At 47.0% G+C, this 22,944-nt stretch carries 15 protein-coding genes; 8 read left to right on the top strand and 7 right to left on the bottom strand.

Annotated features, from left to right (window positions below):
* Positions 1-619 precede the first annotated feature (619 nt).
* The 3 genes from NC994_RS03945 to murD all read left to right on the top strand — a co-directional run bounded on the left by NC994_RS03945 (position 620) and on the right by murD (position 6,025).
* Complete coding sequence (locus NC994_RS03945) at positions 620-1,957, top strand: P-loop NTPase fold protein (protein WP_190412310.1); 1,338 nt, start codon at positions 620-622, stop codon at positions 1,955-1,957.
* Between the two features lie 329 nt (positions 1,958-2,286).
* Entirely contained in the window at positions 2,287-4,437 is a 2,151-nt protein-coding gene (gene glyS / locus NC994_RS03950) for a glycine--tRNA ligase subunit beta (protein WP_190434378.1), read from the top strand.
* Between the two features lie 214 nt (positions 4,438-4,651).
* The gene (gene murD / locus NC994_RS03955) at positions 4,652-6,025 is read left to right on the top strand and encodes a UDP-N-acetylmuramoyl-L-alanine--D-glutamate ligase (protein ID WP_190434380.1); all 1,374 of its coding nucleotides are present in this window, start codon (positions 4,652-4,654) and stop codon (positions 6,023-6,025) included.
* 33 nt (positions 6,026-6,058) lie between these two features.
* Here the strand turns inward: murD and NC994_RS03960 are convergent, their stop codons facing one another.
* The 5 genes from NC994_RS03960 to NC994_RS03980 form a co-directional block, all read right to left on the bottom strand.
* Positions 6,059-6,334, bottom strand: coding sequence for a DUF1830 domain-containing protein (locus NC994_RS03960; RefSeq protein WP_190412307.1), 276 nt, complete (start codon positions 6,332-6,334; stop codon positions 6,059-6,061).
* Between the two features lie 115 nt (positions 6,335-6,449).
* On the bottom strand, positions 6,450-6,767 hold the full coding sequence (locus tag NC994_RS03965; RefSeq protein ID WP_190412306.1) for a hypothetical protein: 318 nt from the start codon (positions 6,765-6,767) through the stop codon (positions 6,450-6,452).
* A gap of 391 nt (positions 6,768-7,158) precedes the next feature.
* Entirely contained in the window at positions 7,159-7,500 is a 342-nt protein-coding gene (locus NC994_RS03970; RefSeq protein WP_199299554.1) for a winged helix-turn-helix domain-containing protein, read from the bottom strand.
* Positions 7,501-7,986: 486 nt separating this feature from the next.
* Positions 7,987-8,670 (bottom strand): response regulator transcription factor, encoded by a 684-nt coding sequence (locus tag NC994_RS03975; RefSeq protein ID WP_190434382.1) that lies wholly within the window; start codon positions 8,668-8,670, stop codon positions 7,987-7,989.
* 136 nt (positions 8,671-8,806) lie between these two features.
* Positions 8,807-9,874 (bottom strand): M28 family peptidase, encoded by a 1,068-nt coding sequence (locus NC994_RS03980; RefSeq protein ID WP_190434384.1) that lies wholly within the window; start codon positions 9,872-9,874, stop codon positions 8,807-8,809.
* 131 nt (positions 9,875-10,005) lie between these two features.
* On the opposite strand from NC994_RS03980, the gene NC994_RS03985 reads away from it, so the two are divergent.
* Positions 10,006-11,283: a sulfite exporter TauE/SafE family protein gene (locus NC994_RS03985; protein ID WP_190434386.1), complete on the top strand. Its 1,278-nt coding sequence runs from the start codon at positions 10,006-10,008 to the stop codon at positions 11,281-11,283.
* On the top strand, positions 11,258-11,935 hold the full coding sequence (locus tag NC994_RS03990; RefSeq protein WP_199299555.1) for a hypothetical protein: 678 nt from the start codon (positions 11,258-11,260) through the stop codon (positions 11,933-11,935). Before NC994_RS03985 ends, NC994_RS03990 begins: the two co-directional genes overlap by 26 nt.
* Before the next feature lie 243 nt (positions 11,936-12,178).
* Here the strand turns inward: NC994_RS03990 and NC994_RS03995 are convergent, their stop codons facing one another.
* Together NC994_RS03995 and smc are read right to left on the bottom strand one after the other, a co-directional pair.
* Positions 12,179-13,168 (bottom strand): PRC-barrel domain-containing protein, encoded by a 990-nt coding sequence (locus NC994_RS03995; RefSeq protein ID WP_190434388.1) that lies wholly within the window; start codon positions 13,166-13,168, stop codon positions 12,179-12,181.
* A 52-nt stretch (positions 13,169-13,220) separates the two neighbouring features.
* Positions 13,221-16,934 carry a chromosome segregation protein SMC gene (gene smc / locus NC994_RS04000; protein WP_190434390.1) on the bottom strand — a complete coding sequence of 1,238 codons (3,714 nt, stop codon included), beginning with the start codon at positions 16,932-16,934 and terminating at the stop codon, positions 13,221-13,223.
* Between the two features lie 224 nt (positions 16,935-17,158).
* Here smc and NC994_RS04005 point away from each other — a divergent pair, with 224 nt between their 5' ends.
* The 3 genes from NC994_RS04005 (at position 17,159) to NC994_RS04015 (ending at position 22,875) form a co-directional block, all read left to right on the top strand.
* A complete protein-coding gene (locus NC994_RS04005) occupies positions 17,159-19,087 on the top strand; it encodes an NACHT domain-containing protein (RefSeq protein WP_190434391.1) in 1,929 nt (642 codons plus the stop codon).
* Between the two features lie 266 nt (positions 19,088-19,353).
* Entirely contained in the window at positions 19,354-20,025 is a 672-nt protein-coding gene (locus NC994_RS04010) for a restriction endonuclease subunit R (RefSeq protein ID WP_190434393.1), read from the top strand.
* A 108-nt stretch (positions 20,026-20,133) separates the two neighbouring features.
* Positions 20,134-22,875, top strand: a complete 2,742-nt coding sequence (locus NC994_RS04015; RefSeq protein WP_190434394.1) for a protein kinase — start codon at positions 20,134-20,136, stop codon at positions 22,873-22,875.
* Positions 22,876-22,944 lie beyond the last annotated feature (69 nt).

Raw genomic sequence — 22,944 nt, forward strand, 5'->3', positions numbered from 1 at the left:
TCGCCGTAAGTTTAGGCGCGTCCTTCTTTAACTTAAACAGAGCGCTTGGGAGTTCCGACTATCCCCTCCTGACGGGGCTATCGCCCTATGCTCGCCAATCCGCTGACCGGGGAGAAAGTCACGATCGGTTCGCTCGGCAATTTCATCTAACAGGACGTTAACAGAATCTCTTTCTCTTTTCAGTACGGCTCATCAGGAACTGTAGCGGGAAATTCTAACGTCTAAATATTAACGTGACCGGGTCATTATGAACTCTGTTTAGCCTACGGAAAAAGAATTTAAAATTGGGGATCGCTCTTCGCCGCCAAAATCTGGGCTTTTTCCATCGCTTTTTGGCTCACTCGGCACGATTCGGCGAGGCAATCATCGCAATTCGACCTGAATCGAAGCGCATCTGAGAACCAAGCTGAGAGCGATCGCGTTATAGCCGCAAAGTAGCCGGTGGTTATACGACTCAGGGCGAAGCATTCCTCTCAAATCCCCTCAACTCTACCAGGATGTATCTATCTCAGTGCAAGAGGGGTGCGCCCCTCCAGTCCGACTAGGGTCGCTTTAACGGAAGCTGTCTAGCAGTACAAAAATCAGTACAGGGATTGATCTGCATACTCAAGAGGTCGGCATGAAATTGGATTTGGAGAGATTCTATAAGGCTTGTAACCCTGCGAAGACGCTCATCTTCTCTAGGGCGGAAGATCGTCCCTACTATATCGATTTCTCAGCGGTGCGAGGTGGCAAAATTATTGAGGCGGTGGGGCGAACCATTGCCCGGATTTCACCCGACGATCCCACCAGTCAGCTATTTACCGGACACATCGGCTGTGGGAAGTCTACAGAGCTATTTCGCTTGAAAGCCGAGTTAGAACGGCAGCAATTTCATGTGGTTTATTTCGAGTCCAGTCAAGAATTAGACATGGCGAATATCGATATCAGCGATATTTTGCTGGCGATCGCGCGTCAAGTCAGTGAAAGCCTGGAAGAAATTCAAATTCGACTCAAACCGAGTTACTTTTCTAACCTCTTCAACGAGATCAAAGACATCTTGCAGACTCCGATTGATGTCTCCGCTGAAGCCCAATTGTCTGTGGGGATTGGCAAAATTACTGCCAAAACCAAAGATAGCCCTAAGCTGCGGGATCAGTTGCGGCAGTACCTAGAACCCCGCACCGAAGGCTTTTTAAAAGCGATCAATGAAGAAATCCTGAAACGGGCGAACGAAGAACTGAAGCGACGCGGTCAAAAAGGCTTGGTGGTGATTATCGATAACTTGGATCGGGTCGATCCTCGACCGATGCCTTCGGGAGGTACCCTGCCAGAATACCTGTTTATCGACCGGGGCGCACAGTTACGCCGCTTGAGTTGCCATGTCGTTTACACGATCCCCTTGTCCTTAATTTTCTCTAACGATTACGAAGCTTTGAAGAATCGTTTGGGGGGTGGGGTGGCTCCCAAAGTGTTGCCAATGGTGCCGGTGCGGAACCGCGATGGTCGGGATTGCGAGGCAGGAATGACGTTGCTGCGAAAGATGGTGATGGTACGAGCCTTCCCAGAAGCGAACGAACAGCAGCACCTAGAGCTATTGACCAAGGTTTTTGATGCTTCTGAAACGCTGGATCGGTTGTGCCGGGTCAGTGGCGGTCATGTGCGGAACTTACTGGGATTGCTTTACAGCTGTCTTCAGCAAGAAGATCCCCCCTTCTCCCGTGCTTGTTTGGAGAATGTAATCAAAGAATACCGCGATGATTTGGCGCTGGCGATTGACGAAGAAGAGTGGGACTTATTGTTTCGGGTGGTGCAGCAGCAAAATGTGAAGGGCGATAAAGAATATCAGACGCTACTCAGAAGTATGTTTGTGTTTGAATATCGGGATGAGAATGGGCGCTGGTTTGGGCTGAATCCGGCTTTGATGGAGACGCCAAAATTTAAGTCTTTAGTGGCTCTCCACCCCTTAGAAGCGTGAGGTATCGAAGTTTTGTCAGGATCGCGCTCCGATTGTTTTGCGTAGGGGCATGGCAGGGGCATTGCAATGCCATGCCCCTACAGAACGTGAATGCGTGAATGAGTGTAAGTTGATTTAATCCACGTTCCCGATCGGAGAGATCGACTTAAATCTGGGTACGGAGGAGGCGATCGCTTCCTCAACCTGATTACCAGTAGGGGCACGGTATTGCTGTGCCTCTACTCGACATCGTTTTAGATGCAGCCTGTCTGGATTCCCAGCGCGGTAAACTGTTTAAACTAACTGGTAACAGTCCGTCCAGCCCCTGAATCATTAAAAGACAGTGTTCTATGAGTACATTTTTATTGGAAGTCGGTACAGAAGAATTACCTGCAAGCTTTGTGAACGATGCGATCGCGCAATGGCGATCGCGCATTCCTGCCAGTCTTACCGAAAATAGCTTGGATCACGAGGCGATTGAAGTTTATGGCACACCTAGACGCCTCGCGGTGCTGATTAAAGGATTGCCGACTCAGCAACCAGATCGAGAAGAAGAAGTCAAAGGGCCACCCGCGCAGGCGGCGTTTAAAGATGGGCAACCAACAAAGGCAGCAGAAGGGTTTGCGCGGAAGTTGGGTGTGGAAGTCAACGCTTTAGAAATTCGCCCCACCGACAAAGGTGATTTTGTCTTTGTCCGCCAAACTATCCCCGGACGCCCAACTGCTGAAATTCTTACCCAGTTAGTTTCCCAGTGGATTTTTGGATTAGAAGGCAAGCGGTTGATGCGCTGGGGGGATGGGGACATCAAGTTTCCGCGACCGATTGAGTGGTTGGTGGCTTTATTAAATGATGCCGTACTGCCGATAGAGTTAGTCAATGGTTCGGAGACGATTAAGAGCGATCGCATTACACGCGCTCATCGGGTTTTGCACCCCGAATCTGTGACAATTTCTCAGGCAGATGATTATGTCGATTGCTTGCGTTCTGCTTCGGTAGAAGTGAATCCAGAATCGCGTCAAACCAAAATTCAAGAGCAAGTCCAGGCTGCGGCTCAAAAGATGGATGGATACACCGAAATCTATCGAGATTTGCTGCAAGAGGTCACTCATTTAGTAGAGTTTCCCACAGCAGTTGTCGGAAAATTTGATTCTGAGTTCTTGAGCCTTCCGACTGAAGTAATTACCACAGTGATGGTAACTCACCAGCGTTATTTCCCAGTTTTCAAAACTGAACAATCTAAAGAATTACTTCCCTATTTCATCACAATTTCTAATGGCGACCCGGCGAAGTCGGACATTATCGCCGAAGGAAATGCACGAGTAATTCGGGCACGATTAGCGGATGGTCAGTATTTTTATAAAGCTGACTTGTCCCAATCTTTAGAGAACTATTTACCTCAACTGGAAAAAGTAACCTTTCAGGAATCTTTAGGGTCAGTTCGGGAAAAAGTGGAACGGTTGGTTAAAATTGCTGGTCACATTAACGAGCAACTGCAATTAGGAGTGGATGAAAGGAACAACATCGAACGAGCTACCTTGCTATGTAAAGCGGATCTCGTAACTCAAATGGTGGGAGAATTCCCCGAATTGCAAGGCATCATGGGACAGAAATATGCTTTGGCAAGTGGCGAACCGGAGGCTGTGGCAAGGGCAATTATTGAGCATTATTTGCCGCGAGGTGCAGGGGATTCTTTACCCCAAACGATAACCGGGCAAGTTGTCGCTTTAGCGGATAGGTTGGATACTTTGGTCAGTATATTTGGGTTGGGAATGCTGCCCACAGGTTCTTCCGATCCTTTTGCTTTACGTCGTGCAGCGAATGCAGTGATTAATATCACTTGGACAGCAGATTTACCGATTAATTTGTATCAATTGCTGCAAATAGTTTGTGTTGAATTTGTTATTAAATATCCCAAGACGAAATCGAAGGAATTAGTAGGGCAATTGCTGGATTTCTTCTTACAACGCATCCGCAATCTCCTACAAGATGAGCAAAATACTGATTATGACTTGGTGAATGCAGTTCTGGGAGAAAACGATCCGGAGTATACAGAACGAGCGTTAAAGGATTTATTGGATGTACGCGATCGCGCTTTATTCCTCCAGACAATTCGCAATAATGGCAAGCTGAATGAAATCTACGAAACGGTCAACCGTTCGACTCGTTTAGCAGCCCAAGGGGATTTAGATAAAGCCCAGTTGGAACCAAAGACGGTGGTGCGCCCAGAACTATTCCAGAAAGCATCAGAGCAAGCTTTTTATGATGCTTTAGTGCAGATAGTTCCGCAAACTCAAGCATCTCAAGAACAGAGAAATTACCAGCTATTAGTGGATGGTTTGGCAAAAATTGCTCCGACTGTTAGCACTTTCTTTGATGGTGCTGAAAGTGTTTTGGTGATGGATGCCGATCCCAATATCAAGCGCAATCGGTTGAATATTCTGGGTTTGCTCCGGAATCATGCCCGCGTGTTGGCTGATTTTGGGGCGATTGTGAAGAGTTAGTCGGAAGTTAATGGGTTTGATTTTGGGGAGTAAGCAGAAATTAGGAAGAAAAAAAACTGCGAAGGCGCACTAGCGGAGCCATGCGCGTTAGCGCTATAGGGCGCGAAGGAAGAATCAGGAAGGAGGCTATTGGTAGGAAATGAGTTTTTAAATATCGTTATCGCGGTATGATACAGGATTGCTAAACCAGGGACTTTGCACTGCCATTGAGTTTATGCCCATCGCTCATATTATCGGTCTGGGAAAATCGGGAATTGCCGCTGCACGGTTGTTAAAACGGGACGGTTGGGCGGTGACGATTAGCGATCGCAACTCTTCCGAAAATCTCCGCCAAGAACAACAGCAGCTTGCAAACGAGGGAATTACCGTAAAGTTGGGTTATTCCTTGGAACTCAACGGTACCGATTTACCCCAGATGATAGTCGTCAGTCCCGGCGTTCCTTGGGATGCGCCGATATTAGTAGAAGCGAGGAAGCTAGGGATCGAGACAATTGGAGAAATAGAACTCGCGTGGCGACATCTCCAATCTTGTCCTTGGGTAGGCATTACTGGTACTAACGGCAAAACCACCACCACAGCTTTAGTGGCTGCGATTTTTCAAGCGGCTAATTTCCATGCTCCCGCCTGCGGCAATATCGGCTATGCTGCTGGGGAACTAGCGCTGGCGGAAAAGCCTCCAGATTGGGTAATTGCAGAACTCAGCAGCTATCAAATCGAGTCCTCTGCTACAGTTGCTCCGAAAATCGGGGTTTGGACAACCTTTACGCCGGATCACCTCAGCCGTCATAAAACCCTAGAAAACTACTACAACATTAAGGCACATCTACTGAGTCAGTCTCAGCAGCAAGTATTGAACGGAGACGATCCCGAACTGCGGAAAACTGCACGCGATCGCTTTCCCAATGCTTACTGGACAAGTGTGAATAAAGCCGATTTGATTGGGGAGAAAGGTTTCTACATCGAAGACGGTTGGGTTGTAGAGACGCAAATGGAATCTCCACAAGCTGAAAAACAAGGTGAAAAAATCGTGCAAGCATCGGCGTTGCGGATGGTGGGAGAACACAATCTGCAAAATCTGCTGATGGCGGTAGCGGCGGCGAGACTGGCGGGAATTGAGAAAGAGGCAATCCAAGAAGCGATCGCAAACTTCCCCGGCGTTCCCCATCGCCTGGAACACATCTGCACGCTGGCGGGGATTGACTTTATCAACGACAGCAAAGCCACCAACTACGACGCCGCCCAAGTTGGATTAGCTTCCGTTAACAGTCCCGCGATTTTAATTGCTGGTGGTGAAGCCAAAGCGGGTGATGACACCAGTTGGCTAGAGACGATTCAAACCAAAGCCACCGCCGTATTACTCATCGGTGACGCCGCCACTGTTTTTTCCCAGCGACTACAAGACGTTGGCTATTCCAGTTACGAAATTGTACAAACAATGGAGAAGGCTGTCTCTAGAGCGGCTGAATTAGCTCAAGCTCATGGCGCTAAAGTTGTCTTACTTTCTCCAGCCTGTGCCAGTTTCGATCAATACCAAAATTTTGAGCAACGCGGCGACCATTTCCGCCAACTTTGCCTTGAGTTATTGTAGCAATTAGAACTGTAGCATTTAGAACTGTAGCAATTAAACGAGTTCAGCTGTCAATTCTTGAATATATAGCTGATTGCAAGGGATTGTATCCGCTAGACTTGCATCGAATATCATACCCGTATGAATTTCTAGCTGAGCATCCGGTAACGCTTCAAAGAAAAAACGTTCTTTTGGAAAAACAATCCGCTCAAAGTACCAATTTGGGATATTCGCAATCCGAGCGATCTGAATTTGGCTGGTGGAATTGATATAACAGCAGAGAATTCTATCAGACGAATTTGGAGGAAGAGAATCAAGTATCTGAGTCATAACTATCCTACTTCTGTAAGGCTGATGATGAATGAATCTGGCTTTGCCGAAAACTCATACCAATTCGGTTGCTAATTTATAAAGCAGGGAATCGGTAATTTGTAATGTCTTTTCTTTACAGGATAGGGGTAATGCGAAAAGGCTGTCGGGTAAAATCCTGCCTTAACTGGGTGCTTATCCCATCAAGATTAAACTGAGCAACAGTCATTTTGTTATACTCATCTTGCATAAATTCATGCAGCATCCAAAACCATCTATCTCGATAGGGGGTTCCTTCAGTAAATCTTGAAGCAAGTTTGTAAGCATCTCTCATGGATACCAAGAACCCGTATTTATCGATGTCTTCTTCTTTTATACAATTTTTCTGCCAATAGACTGTAAGAGCATTCAGAGTTGCTTCATCAAGTAAATAAATTTCTTCTTTTTGACTCATTTTGTATTGTTCAACAGAATCTGTTGCCCTGAATAAACTGCTGTGAAAAATATCTTAATATTAACCAATTAGATAAATGAAGAAGCAGTATCGCAGATGATTTTTTGAGATCGTTCGCTCAATGTTGGTTGTTTAAGCTTCTTCCCATCTAACGGTCTATGTGAAACCCTGGTTTAGCTTTGACAAGAGTGATTAAATTTGGCATTTCCTGGTAACAATAGCTACAAAACCAGTAAACTTTCCCCAAAGCAGCATGGCGGACTAAGGGCTGGGAACAGCAAGGACAAGAAGGCATTTTTCTTTTCTATTCAAACGCTTTATCTAAAAGTTAACGCCTAAAAGTGAAGAAGTCGGGAAGAAGGAAAGTTAGATTTTGTCAGCGTAACCATGCTTAAGGTCGGGGCGGGCTGTTTTGGAGACGATAACCTACGCCATAAACGGTTTCAATTAAATCAGCGGGTGCGCCCACTGCTTGCAGTTTCCGCCGTAAATGCTTAATGTGAGCCTTGATGGTCTCTTCATGAGGCATTTCTTCAGGCTGCCAAAGGCGTTGGAGAATCTCATCTCGCTTTAATATGCAGCTACCCTTTTTCAAGAACAGTTCTAGTAAGCAACACTCTTTTGCAGTTAAATTCAGAGGTTGACCGGCATAGGTAGCTTCATGGGTAGCTGGATTGAAGTGTAAGTCTCCCCACTTCAACACCGACTGCAAAGCCGAACCCTCTGAGTCCATTACCGTTTTGGCAGAAGCCAATAGCCTTATCAGTTTTTCTCGCTCTTTTCTTAGTTTTCTTAGGCTATTTCGCTGAGTGATTAGGAGCTTTTGTTGCTCAGTTAGTGCTTTTTGTCGCTTTTCATGGTTATTTTGACATGTAATCAAGTTTTTTTGGCTCCTTATCCTCGCTTGTTGTTGTCTTTCACTGGCTTCTGATTGATTAAGAGAGTTATCTGTATCGCTACTATGTGTGAAATTCATTTGTTTTAGGTGTAAACAAAAACGACACTAGCAGAGTAAAAGTTGCATTACAGCTAGAAGATTTATGGCTGTATGGCTGTAACGAACTTCGATTTTTTTAACTTATCTACGATCTATGACATTAGTGCCAACTATGACGTTAGTGCCAAAAAGTGAAAATCTGAGGTCAGGGTAAGATTCAATCGATAGTTTGGGGGACTTCCCTTCCGATGAAGCGATCGCCCTCGTTTCACTGAACGCTACTTAAACCTGAGACTCTTGTTTCAAGCGATAGCCCAAACCATAAACAGTTTCAATCAAATCACTCGGGGCACCAATCGCTTGCAATTTCTGCCGTAAACGCTTGATGTGGGTCTTGATTGTTTCTTCTTGCGGGATTTCTTCAGTGGGCCAAAGGCGGTCGAGAATCGCACTCCGACTCCACACCCGGCGACCATTTCGCACGAACAGCTCGATTAAGCGATACTCTTTTGCCGTCAATTCCAGAGGATGACCGCCATAGGTGACTTCACAGGTAATCGTGTTACAGCACAAGCCTTCCCAGTTAAGGATGGGTGGTACCGTCAAACTACCCCGACGCAGTAAAGCACGGATGCGAGCAAGTAACTCTTGCTTGTCAAAAGGGTAAACAACATAATCATCTGCGCCTGCATCTAATACCATTACCTTCTGAGCAGCGCTATCCTGAGTAGCCACGATGAGGACAGGAGTGCGATCGCCCATGCACCGCAATTGTCGGCAAAAGTCGATACCGTTCAAGTTCGGCAAGCACAAATTCAAGATAATCAAGTCGTAGGGAAAGGTTTGCGATTGCTCCCATCCGGCTTGACCATCAGGGGAAAAATCAACTACATAATTTTGGTCAACGAGCGCTTGGTTCAGGGTTTTAGCAAGGTATTGCTCATCTTCCACTAGCAGAATTCTCATAGGAGCTTCACTGAAAAAGTGAAAAACTAGGGAAAAGTTGGGTGTTTCCCTAGAGTATCACCGAGAAGCTGATTAAAGCATTGCTCTTTAGCATAGGATATAAAAAACGTCAACTATTTTTGGGCAATGCCAGCCGTTATTGCCCGAAATTGCTGCCAGCAGATGGTGAGGAGGTGGATGGCTCCGATTCCAGGCGATCGCTTTCCAAAAGCCGAGCGATCGCGTTCGCAACGAGCTGGGCGGCTCCTTGGAAGAAGGGTCGATCTAAATTGGTCGGCGTATCGCTGGGCTGATGATAGTGGGGAGTCCGCAGATTCGCTGTATCGGTCAACAGCACTGCACCCACTCCCCGATACCAGAACGGCGCATGATCGCTACGCAACACATCGGGGGTCATGAGACCTTTTAAAGGCACGGGTACGGTGAGAACCAGGGGTAAACCGGGTTGAGCGGACTTTTTAAAAGCGTCTAGCAGTGGCAAGTGTTCGGTGTCCCCAACGACCGCTAGAAAGTCGCCTTTATCGCTGGGTGGAGTGATGGGCAAACCAGGGGGAAATTTCTGGCAGCCTGGGGTGTAGCAAGCATAGCCCACCATATCCATGACGATGACGCCGCGCAGGTTATCTAAATTTGTCTGCTTTGCGGCAAAGGCAAGACTGCCCCGGAGTCCCAATTCTTCTTGGTCAAAGAATGCTAATTGTAATGTCTGGGGAGTGGGGAGAGAACTGAAGAGACGAGCCATTTCCAGAATTACGGCAACGCCACTGCCATTGTCATCAGCACCAGGAGAACCGGAAACGGTGTCGTAATGAGCTGCGATGAGAACGGTTCCGGCTTTCTTATCGGTGCCTTTGCGAGTCGCAACGACATTGACGCCGCCCTCGAAAGGTTGTAGTTTGGGCGACCAGCCCGATTTTTTGAGGGATTGGGTGAGGTATTTGCGAGTGCGATCGCGTTCTGTCTGGGTGTAGCGCTGAAAGTTTAATGCGTTGACGTGCGCCATCAGCCGCTTCGGGTCTACATTCGGGGCATTGACGGGTTTCTCAGACGCCACTGCTACATCGAAATGCTGTACTGGAGGTGCTGGAGTGCTTTCTACCCGGCTTTCAATAACTGGTTGCGATCGCTGCTGGAAAAATTCATGGCTGCTGACAGCGACTGCGATCGCGACCAGTGCTAACACCGAGACTATCCATTTCCTCATGTTTCTACCTAAAATTACCGTTTGTTTATCGCCGCCCCCCTTCCAGACCTAGAATAACGACTGAGGGAGTTGGGTCTATTCCAGCTTTCGACCGAACAAGCCGCTGGGGAGGTTCCTAAGAAACAAACATAATGTTGGATTTGTTGCTAGTCATGGCTTTGGGATTTTTGGGGAGTTTTGGTCACTGTGTAGGAATGTGTGGCCCTCTCACCGTAGCGTTTTCCCTTTCCCATCAGCAAAATACCGCTCCCCGCTGGCAGCAGCAACTGTATTTTCACGGGCTATTAAATTTGGGGCGGATTGTTAGTTATACCCTCACGGGTATTGGACTTGGGGCGCTGGGTTCTCTATTAATTGCCGGAGGACAATTCGCTGGAATCGGAAGTGACTTGCGCCGCGCGATCGCTATTTTGACCGGACTGATGCTGATCTGGTTTGGCTTGGCACAGATTAAACCAGATTTCCTGCCTCGGCTCCCGATTTTACATCCCCTCAAGCAAGGCATCTGGCACAATCGTCTGAACGCCGCAATGGTCAAGCTGTCACTGAAATCGAGCCAGCCGCCGCCCGGAGGGGTATCTACAAGCGATCGCCAAAATCGCCTTTCCTTAACACCGGCTTTATTGGGGCTGGTTTGGGGCTTAATTCCCTGCGGATTCTTGTATGCAGCTCAACTCAAGGCAGCGGAAACGGGCAGTCTCTGGATGGGGGCAGCAACTATGCTCGCTTTTGGGCTGGGAACGCTACCGATGATGCTGGGCGTCGGAGTGTCGGCATCTAAATTAAGTGCTGACAAACGCAGCCAGTTGTTTCGGTTGGGCGGTTGGGTGACGCTGACGATTGGTATCCTCACCCTGATGCGAACCGGCGACACAATGGTAGATTACACGGGACACGCGGCGTTACTTTGTTTGATGCTGACTCTGATTGCCCGTCCGGTTAGCCGCTTCTGGGCACAATTGTTACATTACCGCCGCGCCTTGGGAGTGGGAGGTTATGTGCTGTCCCTTGCTCACATTTTTCACATGGTAGAGCATACGCTGAACTGGAATTTCAACGCGGTGTTTTTTATGCTGCCGGTGCATCAATGGGGAGTGGGCGCGGGAGCGATCGCTTTGGCGTTGATGACTCCCGCGGCACTAACCAGTTTTGACCGGATACAGAAATCTTTAGGCAAACGCTGGCGACAGATTCATCTACTGAGCATTCCAGCGTTTCTCCTGTGTGTAATTCATGCGGTGCTAATCGGTTCCCATTATCTCGGTACTTTAGGGGGGACTTGGGCGAATCAGCTGCGGGTAGTCTTACTGGGAATGGTGGCGTTGGCTGTATTGCTGGTGCGAGTTCGCTGGATTTGGTCACTTTTTTCACTTGAAAAGTTATATGTCCCTCCTTCCCAGTCTCGGTAAAAGCTCTTTACAAATTGACCAACCGTATCTTAATCAGAAGGGTTGGGGGAATCGCGGATATTTGTTGCAGACAATAGGTGAAACGGTGTTCTTCCTGACACTACTGGTTACACCCGCGACTGCCCATAAGGTACAGATTGCAGAAGATGTCGGCGGTACCCTGCACATTGAACCCAATGACAACCCCAAAGCTGGAGAACCTTCTCTTACCTGGTTTGCACTTACTCGCAAAGGCGGTCAAGTCATCCCCTTGCAGCAGTGTAATTGTCAGTTAACTGTCTACTCTGAACCCCGCACCCAAAACGCCTCGCCCATCTTGTCGCCCCCGCTAAAAGCCATTTCCGCAGAAGGGTATCAAGGCATTCCGGGTGCCGAGATTGTTTTCCCCAAGCCGGGGACTTATCAGGTGCAACTCAGTGGCACACCTGCATCGGGAGCGAATTTCCAGCCGTTTGAGCTAAAATTTCCCGTTACCGTAGCAGCCGGGACGGCGGTGCCAAAAGCCAGTCAATCTAGCCAGCCATCTAGCCAGGAGCCAGTTCCCGCCAATCGCTCGGCTAGCGCGAATAGCTTGGCATTTCCTAGCGCGATCGCTTTATTCGTCATTCTCGGGCTGGGAATCGCTTGGCTTGTCTGGCGGCGAAGAAAGTAAAGGTGCTGGGAGACATTGCGCCGTGCAATTTTCCTGAATGAAAATCCCACCAGATGCTTCTAAAGCAAGTTAGAAGCATCCGGTGGGACTGAAGATTGACTCTCTTAGTGCATACACTTGGAACCTCACCCCCAAACCCTCTCCGTGAACGGAGAGGGGAGAATATTGAACCCCTCCCCGTTTACGGGGAGGGGCTGGGGTGGGGTTCAACATTCACGGGGAGGGTCTGGAGTGGGGTTCACCTTAATAGGTGCCGTCTTCGTACTCCGGCGCTTTGGTTTTTTCAGGAATGTTTAGGCGGGGTGCTTTGTAAGGCTCTGGCTCCTCAGCATCTTCCCAAACATCTTTCTCCTCGTATGCGTCTTCTTCGTAGTCCTCTTCGTCGTCGTATGGCTCAGATTCCACGTAGGGTCGATCTTCATAGCGAACGCCCCGCGTTTCGGTTGTCGCCTCGCTCCAGTTATCCTCTTCGTCGTCTTCTTCGTAATAAATGGATTCGGCTTGGCGCTTCCGAACTGGCTCTGGTTCTGGTTCGTCCCACTCGTCCTCATCCCAGCGGTTGTCAACGACTGGGGTGGAAGTGCGGAGTGGCGTGACGGTCGGAGTGCGAATGGGGATGCCAGTTCCCAGCTGCTTGTCCGATGCAACCGTCGGCTGGAAGTAAGCTTCCTCGTCTTCCCGTTCCCAAGGCGCTCTGCCAATGCCCAGACGCTCTAAAACGCCCACCGTTAGCTGAACGAGACGCTCTTCGGAGCCTTCAAATACAATTAATCGATTCGGGCCACTGCTGACAATTTCCTCAATCGGCAACTCATAGGTGCTAATCACCTGGTCGGGAATTTGTGGCAGCCCCAAAGATGCCACGATCAATGAGTAAACTTTGCCACTGTCAGGATCGAACTTGAAACTCCGGACTCTCCCTAGAAGTTCGCCCGTTTCCGTAATCACTTCGCTGTTGATCAGGGTGCTGTAGGCATCAACGTCGATATCTTCAATAACGTCGTCATCTTCAACCAAGATCACATCGCCCATCTGACGGATGCTATCAAGGAGCATATACCGGGGCATTCCCGCAATCGAGAGCAGATTGTCTCGCAAACCGAGCGCCACAACCTTGCGCTGATCGATGTCTACCAATAGCTCCTTGACAACACCCACGCGCTTACCAGTGTCGCGGGTGATGACTTGGGTATTTAAAATGTCGGAGCGTTGACGGATTTGTTCAGATGTCATTGGAGGCCGAATCCCGATCTCGAATCCTATTAGTTACTAATACTAATTCAAATCATACAGACTCTTTTTGAGACTGCAATTTTAGTCCCAAAACTTGGGTGTAAGCTCCTCGCGCCTGAGTGACGCCGATCGTGCGTTCAGATGACTCAATCATAGGGCGTCGGAGACTCACAACAATAAACTGCGCCTGCATCGCTTGTTGTTTAATCATTCTAGCTAATCGCTCTACGTTTGCCCCATCCAAAAACATATCGACTTCATCAAAAGCATAGAATGGCGAGGGACGGTAGCGTTGCAGGGCAAAGATGAAACTCAGGGCGGTGAGGGATTTTTCGCCGCCGGACATGGAAGCAAGCCGCTGTACGGGTTTGCCTTTGGGGTGTGCAACGAGGTTTAAACCTCCAACGAAAGGATCTTCAGAATCGTCGAGTTGTAAGTAGCCATCGCCATCGGAAAGTTCGGCAAATATTGACTGAAAGTTTTGATTGACTGCGTCGAAGGCTTCTTGGAAGGCGCGGCGTCGGAGAGTGGTGAAATTTTCAATTCGCAATAACAATTCGGTGCGTTCTGCTTCTAATGTTGCTAATTTCTGAGTGAGCTCCTCTAATCGGGTGGTGGTACGTTCGTATTCTTCTAACGCCAGCATATTGACGGGTTCCATTGCTTGCAGGCGTTTGGCGATCGCTCGCATTTCTTTTTGCAATTGTTCGAGTTGAGCGATTAAGGAGTCAAAGGCGATCGCTTCCGTCTCAGTAGAACCCGGATTGACAAGCATGGGCACTTCTGGCAGCGGATCGGGTAATTCTGCCTGTTGTGCTTCTAGCTGCGGTTGTACGGTGGCTAAGGCTTCCCGGTGCTGTTGTTGGGTTTCTTGGAGTTTTTGCAGTTGCCATTCCAGCTGCTGTTGGGAAAGATGACGCGATCGCAATTCTTGTTCGGCGCGATCGCGTTGTTGTTTAATTTCCCCTAATTTCTCTTCTTGCTGTTTTAATCCGGCTTGGGTTTGGGCAATTTGCGTGCTAAGTTCTTCGGCTTTAGTGTTGAGGGCTGTTAGCTGATTTTGTTGTTCTACCTGTTGCGTGCGATATTCTTGCAAGCGCTGCTGACATTCTTGGATTTTTTCTTGCGATCGCTGTTGCTGATTTTCCAAATCTTTTAATCTTTGCTCAGCAGTACGAAGCGCTTTTTCCCGTTCTTGCAGCTGTTGTTCGCCGGTTTTAATCGTCGCCTGAATTTGTTGCCATTCGCTTGAAGTTTGAGATTGTTCTAATTCCGCTAAAGCTTGCCGCAATTGTTGCAGTTGCGCTTCCTGCGCGGGTAATTCCGTATCCAGAGAGGCTAAGCGAGATTCAGCAGTGTGGAATTCTTGGGTATTTTTAGAAAGAAGCGATCGCGCTTGTTCTGTTTGTGCAATTAAGTTCTTAATTTCCTTTTGCAACTGTTGGCATTGCAGTTCTTGTTCCCGCCGCTTCGCCTTCGCCTCCGTCAATTCTTGACTCAGATGCTTGGTTTTTGCAGTCAAAGAACTGATAATTTCACCACAGCGATCTAAAATTCGCTCAATTTCTTGCAAGCGATTTCTCAACGCCGCTGCTTCCGCTGATTCTGCCGCGTCAGCCGTCCCAAAATGCAGCCCAGAACGTTGATTGCTACTGCCACCCGTCATCGCCCCGCTGCTTTCCAACAGTTCTCCATCAACGGTGACAATCCGGTGCTGCCCCAAGTGACGACGCGCATCACTGAGCGTTTCAAAGACAACGGTGCTGCCGAAGACGTAGGCGAAGATATCCCGATACCGCGCCTCACAATCAATCAAATTCACCGCATAGTCAATAAATCCATTCGCATAACTCAGGGCGACGGTTTGGGAAAATCGCGGCGGCTGAATTTTATTCAGAGGTAAGAACGTGATCCGCCCTGCCCGTTTTTGTTTCAGCAGTTCGATTCCCGCTGCTGCCACGCCATCATCTTCTACTACAAGATTTCCCAGACGCCCACCAGCGGCGGTTTCCAGCGCCAGCTGATAGCGGGGTTCCACGCGCCCTAGCTGGGCAACTAAGCCACAAACGCCGGGTAATCCTGATTGCAGAATCACTTTGGTAGCGAAAGTGCCTTGCGCTTCTTGCTCGGCTTGGGCTTGCGCTTCAAGTTTATCGAGTTGGCGCTGTTTGTCCCGTTGCTCTTGTAGCAGTCGCTTCTGAGTTTCTTGCTGGATTTGTAACTCGTGTTCGGCGGCTGCCAGAGATTTCGCTAAGGATTGGATTTCTTGGGCATAATCATTGAGTTGTATTTCAAAATCAGCTAATCGAGACTGTTTTGTGGTTATTTCTGGCTCAATTGTTTTTAAAAGCTGGTTTTGCTCCTCGATTTGCCGCCCCAAGTTGGCATAACGCTCTCTCAGTTGCGCTTGCTCGGTTCGTTGCGGTTCGACCGTTTGCAGTAAAGTTTCGATTTGGCGATTTAGGGCGGTTTGTTGCTGCACCCAAGCTTCCGAGGCGGCAGCGATCGCGCTGGCGGATTCCCGTCTTTGCTCTAAAACTTGTTGCGCTTCATCCCGTGCGGCACGTAGAGAAAAGAGCGATCGCGTCTCTACATCGTGTTTCTCCTCAGTCAGCTGTTGCAGCGTTTGCTGGTGTTGTTGAAGACTTCGCTCCTCGTGTTCTATATTCGCTGTCGTCGTCCCAAGTGCTGTTTCTAACTCGCGCTGCTGGCGTTGAGCCGCACGCCGTTCCGCTTCCTGAGTGGCGAGAACCGATTGCAAAGCCAGGAGTTCTTCTTCCCCCAGCGCTTTCACTTGGGTATTCAGTTGGTCGAGTTCTGCCGTTGCTTGCTGGATTTGAGCGTAGAGGGCAGTCAGTTGGGTGGTTAACTCAACGGAAGTGCGATCGCCTGCGGCAATTTGCTCTTTGAGGCGTTGCTCTTGTTGTTGAAGACTGCGCCATTTTAGAACGACTTCCCACTGTTCTTTCTGCTGAAGTTCGGCGCGAAGTTTTTGGTATTTTTCAGCTTTGATGCGATCTTGAGATAAGCGATCGCGTTGGGCAACCAGTTCCGCCTCGACGATGCGACAGCTATCTTCCCGCTCTTTAACAGAATCTAGCGTGTTCTTCGCCTGCACAATTTTCCGGTCAAAGGTCGCCACTCCAGCCAATTCATCAATTATTTCCCGCCGTTCTCGCGGGTTCATCGAAATAATCCCAGTGACATCTCCTTGCAACACGACGTTGTAGCCTTCTGGATAAATCCGCAGGCGGTTCATTTGTTCGTGGAGTTCGGTGAGGTTGCAGGATGCACCGTTGATGTAGTAATTCGACGTGTACGTGCCTTGCTGAGTGACTCGCAGTTTCCGCGTCACACTCCATTCTGAGTTATCAATTCTCTCCCTCTTTTTAAGGGGGGGTAGGGGGGGATCGTCACCCACTTTTTCCAGGGTGGGATCGTCAGGATTTTCTCCTTGCCCATTGTGCGTTTCCTCCTCCTCATCTGCGAAAGCATCCGGTACATCAGACAAATCAAACGTCACTGTCACGCTGGTTTCTACCGTGCCGCGATGGGTTTGGTTGTGATTCACCAAATCCGGCAAGCGTTCCGCCCGCATTCCCTTGGAACTGGCAAGTCCGAGGCAAAACAGCAGCGCATCGAGAATATTCGACTTCCCCGAACCATTGGGGCCAGAAACCACGGTAAACCCCGGCAGCAACGGAATTGAGGTGGTGCCACCGAAGGATTTGAAGTTACTGAGTTCCACTCGCTTGACATAGACCATAGGTGCTGGTCAATTAGGCTGTTCGGGTAGGTACAAGTGTATCAGTGTAATGATTCTCAACAGGTTAGCACGGGGATATCGGTCGATGAAAGATGATCGAACCGCAGAGGACGCAGAGGAGGAGAGGGATAGAATAGCGACGAATTTATTTGTGTGAGTATAGTGCGATTATGCCCAGATTAAGCTTGCGATCGCTTGGCATCTAATCCTGGTTATCTCTAAATATGACAACTCCTGACTTGCTTCGGCTACTGCTTTTATTGCTGCTGGGATTACTTGCCGTTATTGGAGGACTTCTGCCTAGTGCATTTGATAAACAGAATTCCTTACGCGGCAAGTGCTTCATCTTTGGATTAGGAGTGTTGTGCGGAGTGCTAGCCCTCATCGGCGGCGGGTTCATCACTACGGCACAGGCAGAGCAAAACGCTGATTGGATTCAGAAGGTTTGCTGGACTTTGGGCTTTGGCTACGTCTTTGCGGTGCCAACGACGCTGTATTTGCTCAGAAGTCGGCAAGGTAATAACGCTGAAACTCCTAGCAGCACTCCAGAGGCAATTTCACAGCGACGGCGGCAGGAATTGCTGGAAATAATGCGAACTGATGTAACAGTGCGGAGGAAAGACTCTCTGCATGACGATCTGTTGATTTCGCTACTGATGGAAGACCAACGGGAAGAGGTAGGACGACCTCCAGAAGTAACGGTGAATGCTAAACCGTCTCCTGATTGGTGGGAGAAGCTACGGAAATTTACACGAGTAACCGCTAAGTCCGAACCGGGCAAAAAGATTATAGATGTCTTTGGGCAAGCTGGCAGATTGCTAATTTTAGGTGCGCCCGGATCGGGCAAAACTACGATGCTGCTGGAACTAGCGCAAGAGTTGATTTTAGTTGCTCAACAACAGCCAGAAAAGCCTATTCCGGTAATATTTGAACTTTCTAGCTGGAAAGATGATAAGCAACCTATTGCTGACTGGCTGGTTGCCGATCTCAAGTTTCGCAATAATATCCCAGAAACAATTTCTCGTGAGTGGTTAGAAACAGGTAAATTATTGCCATTGTTGGATGGTTTGGATGAATTGAAAACTCGCCAGGAAAAATGTATTGAAAGAATTAATAAATTTCTGCAAGCAAATTCTGGTCTTTCTCAGATTGTGGTCTGTTGTCGTGAGGAAGAGTATAAAACAGGCAAAGAAATTTTGACGCTACGGGGAGCAGTTTGTCTGAAGCCACTCGAAGAAAAGCAGATTCAAGGCTATCTGCAACGGTTGCACTGCGGACATCTCTGGCATGGTATCCAGAATGACCCAGATGGTTTGCTAGCGTTGGCAAAAATGCCGCTATTTTTGCATCTCATTCCGGTAGCTTATCCAAATGGTTTAGAAAGCAAAGCTAAACGCTTCAATTCTCCGGCTGAACTCGAAGCATACCAGGAGAAATGCCGCAAAGACTTGTTTGATGCTTACATTAAACGCCGCTTAGAACTGCCTCACGACTGTCAAGGATATGAACCAGAGGACAGTAAACGCTGGTTAATTTGGCTGGCTAAAAACCTAAAAGAGCAGAAGCAGACAGAGTTTATTATTGAAGAAACACAGCAAAATTTCTTAGATAACCATAAACAAAAGTTAGTTAGTGTACTGCTTATTGTTGGGCTATTTAGTGTGTTTAGATTGGAGATGATTAGCATACTTATCTCTTTACTAGTTGTTTATTTACTTGATAATTATATAGATATAAATGTTTTGGATCAAAAACTTATTTTTTGGCTATTTGAAAAAGATGCAAAAAATCAAACAAAATCCAATAAAAAGACTAAAAATTTATTTATAACCTCTGTAATTTTTATTTTAATTACTTTGCCTTTTGTGATGCTAATTGAGGCAGTATTGCTGCTAGCTAAAAGGCAGTTCGTTGAGCCTATAAATTTGGTAATTCATGGGATTGGTATAGTATTAACATGGAGCATTTTCTCTGCTGGTTTACCTGTCATTCAACACTTTGTGTCACGCTTAATCTTGTGGAAGAGTGGGGCGATTCCCTGGAACTATGCTCGTTTTCTCAGCTATGCAAATGAGCGTAGGTTGATTAAACAAGTCGGTGGACGCTATCGCTTCATTCACGACTTGCTAAGAGAACACTTTGCCAAAATGTAACTGTCTATAGCAATTTTATTTAAGTAGAAAGATGCCAACAGTTTATATACCCGAATTTTTGAAAAAGTCGGGTATCTTGCCTTCACGAATTATTTAGGATTACTATATGCCTCAGAATAACCATAGTTGTAAGAAGTGAGAGCGCGGCTTCACCGCAAACTGCGTCCTACGCATCTTCATATCCTCTTCAACTGAGCGCGATCACTTTACCTGTAACCAATTTATAATAATGCCTATAATCCTTATTAAAAATAAACAATAAATCGATGGCTACTAATCTAGATGCAAAAAATCTAACATTGAGAGATGTTCATCGTCTTTTAAAAATTGAGGAGCATTTTAATGCCTCAATTACATCATTACTCACACTGGAACCTTTAACCGAATTTGAACAGCAGGATCTTCTACAAATCCGCAATCTATTCCGCGATTACTACGCAGAAGGAAAAATTTCGGAGGGGCAAGTTAAATTTTTATTCGTCGCTCGGTTGATGTGGTTGGCTGGATTTTATCAGCCAAGCATTAAGATAACGTTAGAAGAGGGTATTGCTGATATTTCCATCGAAGATGAAGAAACCATCATCAAAGGACGGATGGATATCTTAGCAGTCAATAAAACTCAAGCAATAACAACAAATACACTTTTCTGGATTTTAGTGATTGAAGCTAAAAACAGTAGTGTTAACGCATTGGAGGGTTTACCTCAATTGCTCGCTTATGCCTATAAAAGTCTAGAACAGCAACAATCAGTTTGGGGACTGACAACGAATGGAATGGATTATCGTTTTGCGTATCTCCAGCAAGGAACTTCCCCAACTTATCAACTATTGCCAGCACTGAACTTGATTGACTCTGAACCTTCAATCAAGTTGCTGCAAGTTCTGAAAGCAATCTGTAAGTTACAAAACATTACTTCGCCAGTTCCAGCAGGATCTTGAACTATGCTAAACGCGATCGCATCTTTAGACCTCCACAATTTAACGCGATCGCTCCCAGTTATGATGCTTGTATAGAATAACCAGCAACCAGTAACAGCGTGAACTGAGATGACACCGACGCTCTTAAATAACCGCTATCGCATCATTCGGGCGTTGGGGACGGGTGGGTTTGGCGAAACCTTTTTGGCGGAAGACACCTATATGCCCTCCCGTCGTATTTGTGTCATCAAGCAACTGAAACCTGTAGCCAATAACCCCCAAGTTTATCAACTCGTTCAAGAGCGATTTCAGCGAGAAGCAGCCATTTTAGAGCAACTGGGTGAAGGGAACGAACAAATTCCTCGGTTGCACGCTTATTTTGAGGAAAAAGGGCAGTTTTACTTAGTTCAGGAATGGATTGAAGGATTCACCCTGAGTCAAAAATTGCAACAGCAGGGACTTCTGGGCGAAGATTTAGTCAAGGAAATGCTAGCAAGTCTCTTGCCAGTTTTGGATTATATCCACGTCAAAGGAATTATCCACCGAGATATTAAACCGAGCAATATTATTCTGCGACAACAGGATGACAAACCTGTTTTAATCGATTTTGGCATCGCCAAGGAAATCATCGATAGGGTGGTGGATGCCCAAGGCGACATCAGTCAATCAATTGCTGTCGGGACGCTGGGTTATATGCCCCCAGAACAAGCAGCGGGTAAACCTGTCTACGCAAGCGATATTTATAGTCTAGGATTGACTGCGATTTATCTGCTGACGGGCAAACGTCCTCAAGACTTCCAGATTAACCCTCAGACGGGCGAGATGATGTGGGATGCAGACGCCTTAGGATTCAGCCCCAATTTAGTAGAAGTTTTAGATAAAGCAGTGCGATGTCATTCGAGCGATCGCTATCCAGATGCCAAAACCATGCTATCAGCTTTGCAACCTCACGACCAAGCCTTGCCGCACGCCCAAAAGCTTTCCATATCTGATGTAAATACGATTAACTTTGCAGAGATACCAACCTCACCCCTTCCATCTGTTAGACAAGAGAAATCAGAACCTAGAATTCCCCACAGCCGTCAGGAGTATCGCCATCGCCAGATATTGATCAATAAGGTCAAAAATTACTGGATAAAAGGCGTTCTTGAAACTTCCTTACATGGCAAAGCGCTAATAGAACTCGGCTTAGAAAAACGCTTGGATGCAATCGATAGACCTTGGGGGATTGTCTGGGAAACTGCCGACCAACCCAGACAAACTTTATCTAAAAATACTAGAGTCATCGACCTTTTTAATCAGATGGGAGAAGGGCGAACTTTGCTAATTTTAGGCGAACCGGGTGCGGGAAAAACCACAACGCTTCTAGAACTTGCCCGCGATCTCATTGATTTTGCCGAAAAAGATGTCAATCAGCCAATTTCAGTAGTATTTAATCTTTCTGCCTGGACGAATGCCAAAGAAAAAATCGCTGACTGGCTGATTCGGGAACTCAATACTAAATATCAAGTTTCTAAAGAAATTGGGAAGAATTGGATTAAGGAGCAACAACTACTACTGTTACTAGATGGCTTAGATGAAGTCAGTGCCGAACGGCGGGAGTATTGTGTTGAAGCAATTAATCAATTTAGCCAGGAATACGGGCAAACTGAAATTATTGTTTGTAGCCGCATCAAAGATTATGAATTGTTATCAAACCGCCTCCGATTTCAAGGCGCAGTTTTTATCCAACCGCTCACTTTAGAACAAATTTACCAATATCTAAAAAGTACGGGAACAGAACTAGCAGCACTCAACACCGCACTGCAAGCAGATACGACACTGCAAGAATTAGCCAAATCCCCGCTAATACTCAGTATTATGACCCTCGCTTACCAAGGAATGTCAATTACTGACTTACCCGGTCTAAATTTAGAAGAACGCCGCCAACATTTATTTGATAAATATATTCAAAGAATGTTTGAGCGCAGAAGTGGGAATACTCAGTATTCAAAAGAACAAGCAATACATTGGCTAAGTTGGCTGGCACAAAGGTTAGTTGAAAAGTCACAAACGGTATTTTTAATTGAACGGATTCAGCCTAGTTGGTTGCCAACAAACGGGCAAAGAAGAATATATGCTGTTACGCTGGGTTTGCTGATTGGACTGAGTGCAGCATTGGGGGCTGGTATAATTTCTGGGCACGCGGCGGGACTGCAAGTTGGACTAATTGTTGGACTCATTAGTGGGCTATGTGGTTTTCTAGGTGCAGGATTGATTTTTGGGGTGATTAGTAATCAAATCAACCCAGTTGAAACGCTGAAGTGGTCAAGTGCAAAAGCAAAAGATAACCTGAAATCCGGGCTAGTTGTTGGGTTGATTGCTGGGCTAATTTTGGGGCTAAGTAGTGGGCTAGTTTCTGGATTAGTGGTTAATCTCCAGTCAGGGTTGACTGATAGTTTGATTTCCGGGCTACGAGGCGGTCTGGGTGCGTGGATAATTTTTATATTGATGCGTGGGTTGATGGGGCCAGGAATCGAAACCAGTACAGTTCCGAATCAAGGGATTTGGCAGTCAGCAAGAAATGCAACATTCTTTGCAATTGTAGGAATCTTGGGGTTAGAAATCATTGCTGGAGTAATGGGTATTCCCCTCTTTTGGGGACTAATTATTGGGTTATTTTTCGGAATGTTTGCAGCGGGTGAAGCTTGCGTGAAACACTTTACTTTACGAGTTATTCTTTACTCTAACGGTTACATACCTTGGAATTATGCTCGTTTCCTAGATTGGGCGACTGAGCGCATTTTATTACAAAAAGTGGGCGGCGGTTATATTTTTGTTCACCGATTGTTGTTAGAGCATTTTGCTCATAAATCTAACACTCTTAAATAACTTGTACAACCGAGATCCCGGACTTCTTTAAGAAGTCCGGGATCTGAACTGCTGGCGTTGTTTTTCGTT

The sequence above is a fragment of the Trichocoleus sp. AS-A1 genome (assembly GCF_039962015.1).
Lineage (GTDB): Bacteria > Cyanobacteriota > Cyanobacteriia > Cyanobacteriales > FACHB-T130 > FACHB-T130.

Excerpts from the sequence above, each read along its gene's own strand:
- NC994_RS03945 (WP_190412310.1), top strand. The coding sequence starts at position 620 with ATGAAATTGGATTTGGAGAGATTCTATAAGGCTTGTAACCCTGCGAAG.
- glyS (WP_190434378.1), top strand. The coding sequence starts at position 2,287 with ATGAGTACATTTTTATTGGAAGTCGGTACAGAAGAATTACCTGCAAGC.
- murD (WP_190434380.1), top strand. The coding sequence starts at position 4,652 with ATGCCCATCGCTCATATTATCGGTCTGGGAAAATCGGGAATTGCCGCT.
- NC994_RS03960 (WP_190412307.1), bottom strand. The coding sequence starts at position 6,334 with ATGACTCAGATACTTGATTCTCTTCCTCCAAATTCGTCTGATAGAATT.
- NC994_RS03965 (WP_190412306.1), bottom strand. The coding sequence starts at position 6,767 with ATGAGTCAAAAAGAAGAAATTTATTTACTTGATGAAGCAACTCTGAAT.
- NC994_RS03970 (WP_199299554.1), bottom strand. The coding sequence starts at position 7,500 with ATGGACTCAGAGGGTTCGGCTTTGCAGTCGGTGTTGAAGTGGGGAGAC.
- NC994_RS03975 (WP_190434382.1), bottom strand. The coding sequence starts at position 8,670 with ATGAGAATTCTGCTAGTGGAAGATGAGCAATACCTTGCTAAAACCCTG.
- NC994_RS03980 (WP_190434384.1), bottom strand. The coding sequence starts at position 9,874 with ATGAGGAAATGGATAGTCTCGGTGTTAGCACTGGTCGCGATCGCAGTC.
- NC994_RS03985 (WP_190434386.1), top strand. The coding sequence starts at position 10,006 with ATGTTGGATTTGTTGCTAGTCATGGCTTTGGGATTTTTGGGGAGTTTT.
- NC994_RS03990 (WP_199299555.1), top strand. The coding sequence starts at position 11,258 with ATGTCCCTCCTTCCCAGTCTCGGTAAAAGCTCTTTACAAATTGACCAA.
- NC994_RS03995 (WP_190434388.1), bottom strand. The coding sequence starts at position 13,168 with ATGACATCTGAACAAATCCGTCAACGCTCCGACATTTTAAATACCCAA.
- smc (WP_190434390.1), bottom strand. The coding sequence starts at position 16,934 with ATGGTCTATGTCAAGCGAGTGGAACTCAGTAACTTCAAATCCTTCGGT.
- NC994_RS04005 (WP_190434391.1), top strand. The coding sequence starts at position 17,159 with ATGACAACTCCTGACTTGCTTCGGCTACTGCTTTTATTGCTGCTGGGA.
- NC994_RS04010 (WP_190434393.1), top strand. The coding sequence starts at position 19,354 with ATGGCTACTAATCTAGATGCAAAAAATCTAACATTGAGAGATGTTCAT.
- NC994_RS04015 (WP_190434394.1), top strand. The coding sequence starts at position 20,134 with ATGACACCGACGCTCTTAAATAACCGCTATCGCATCATTCGGGCGTTG.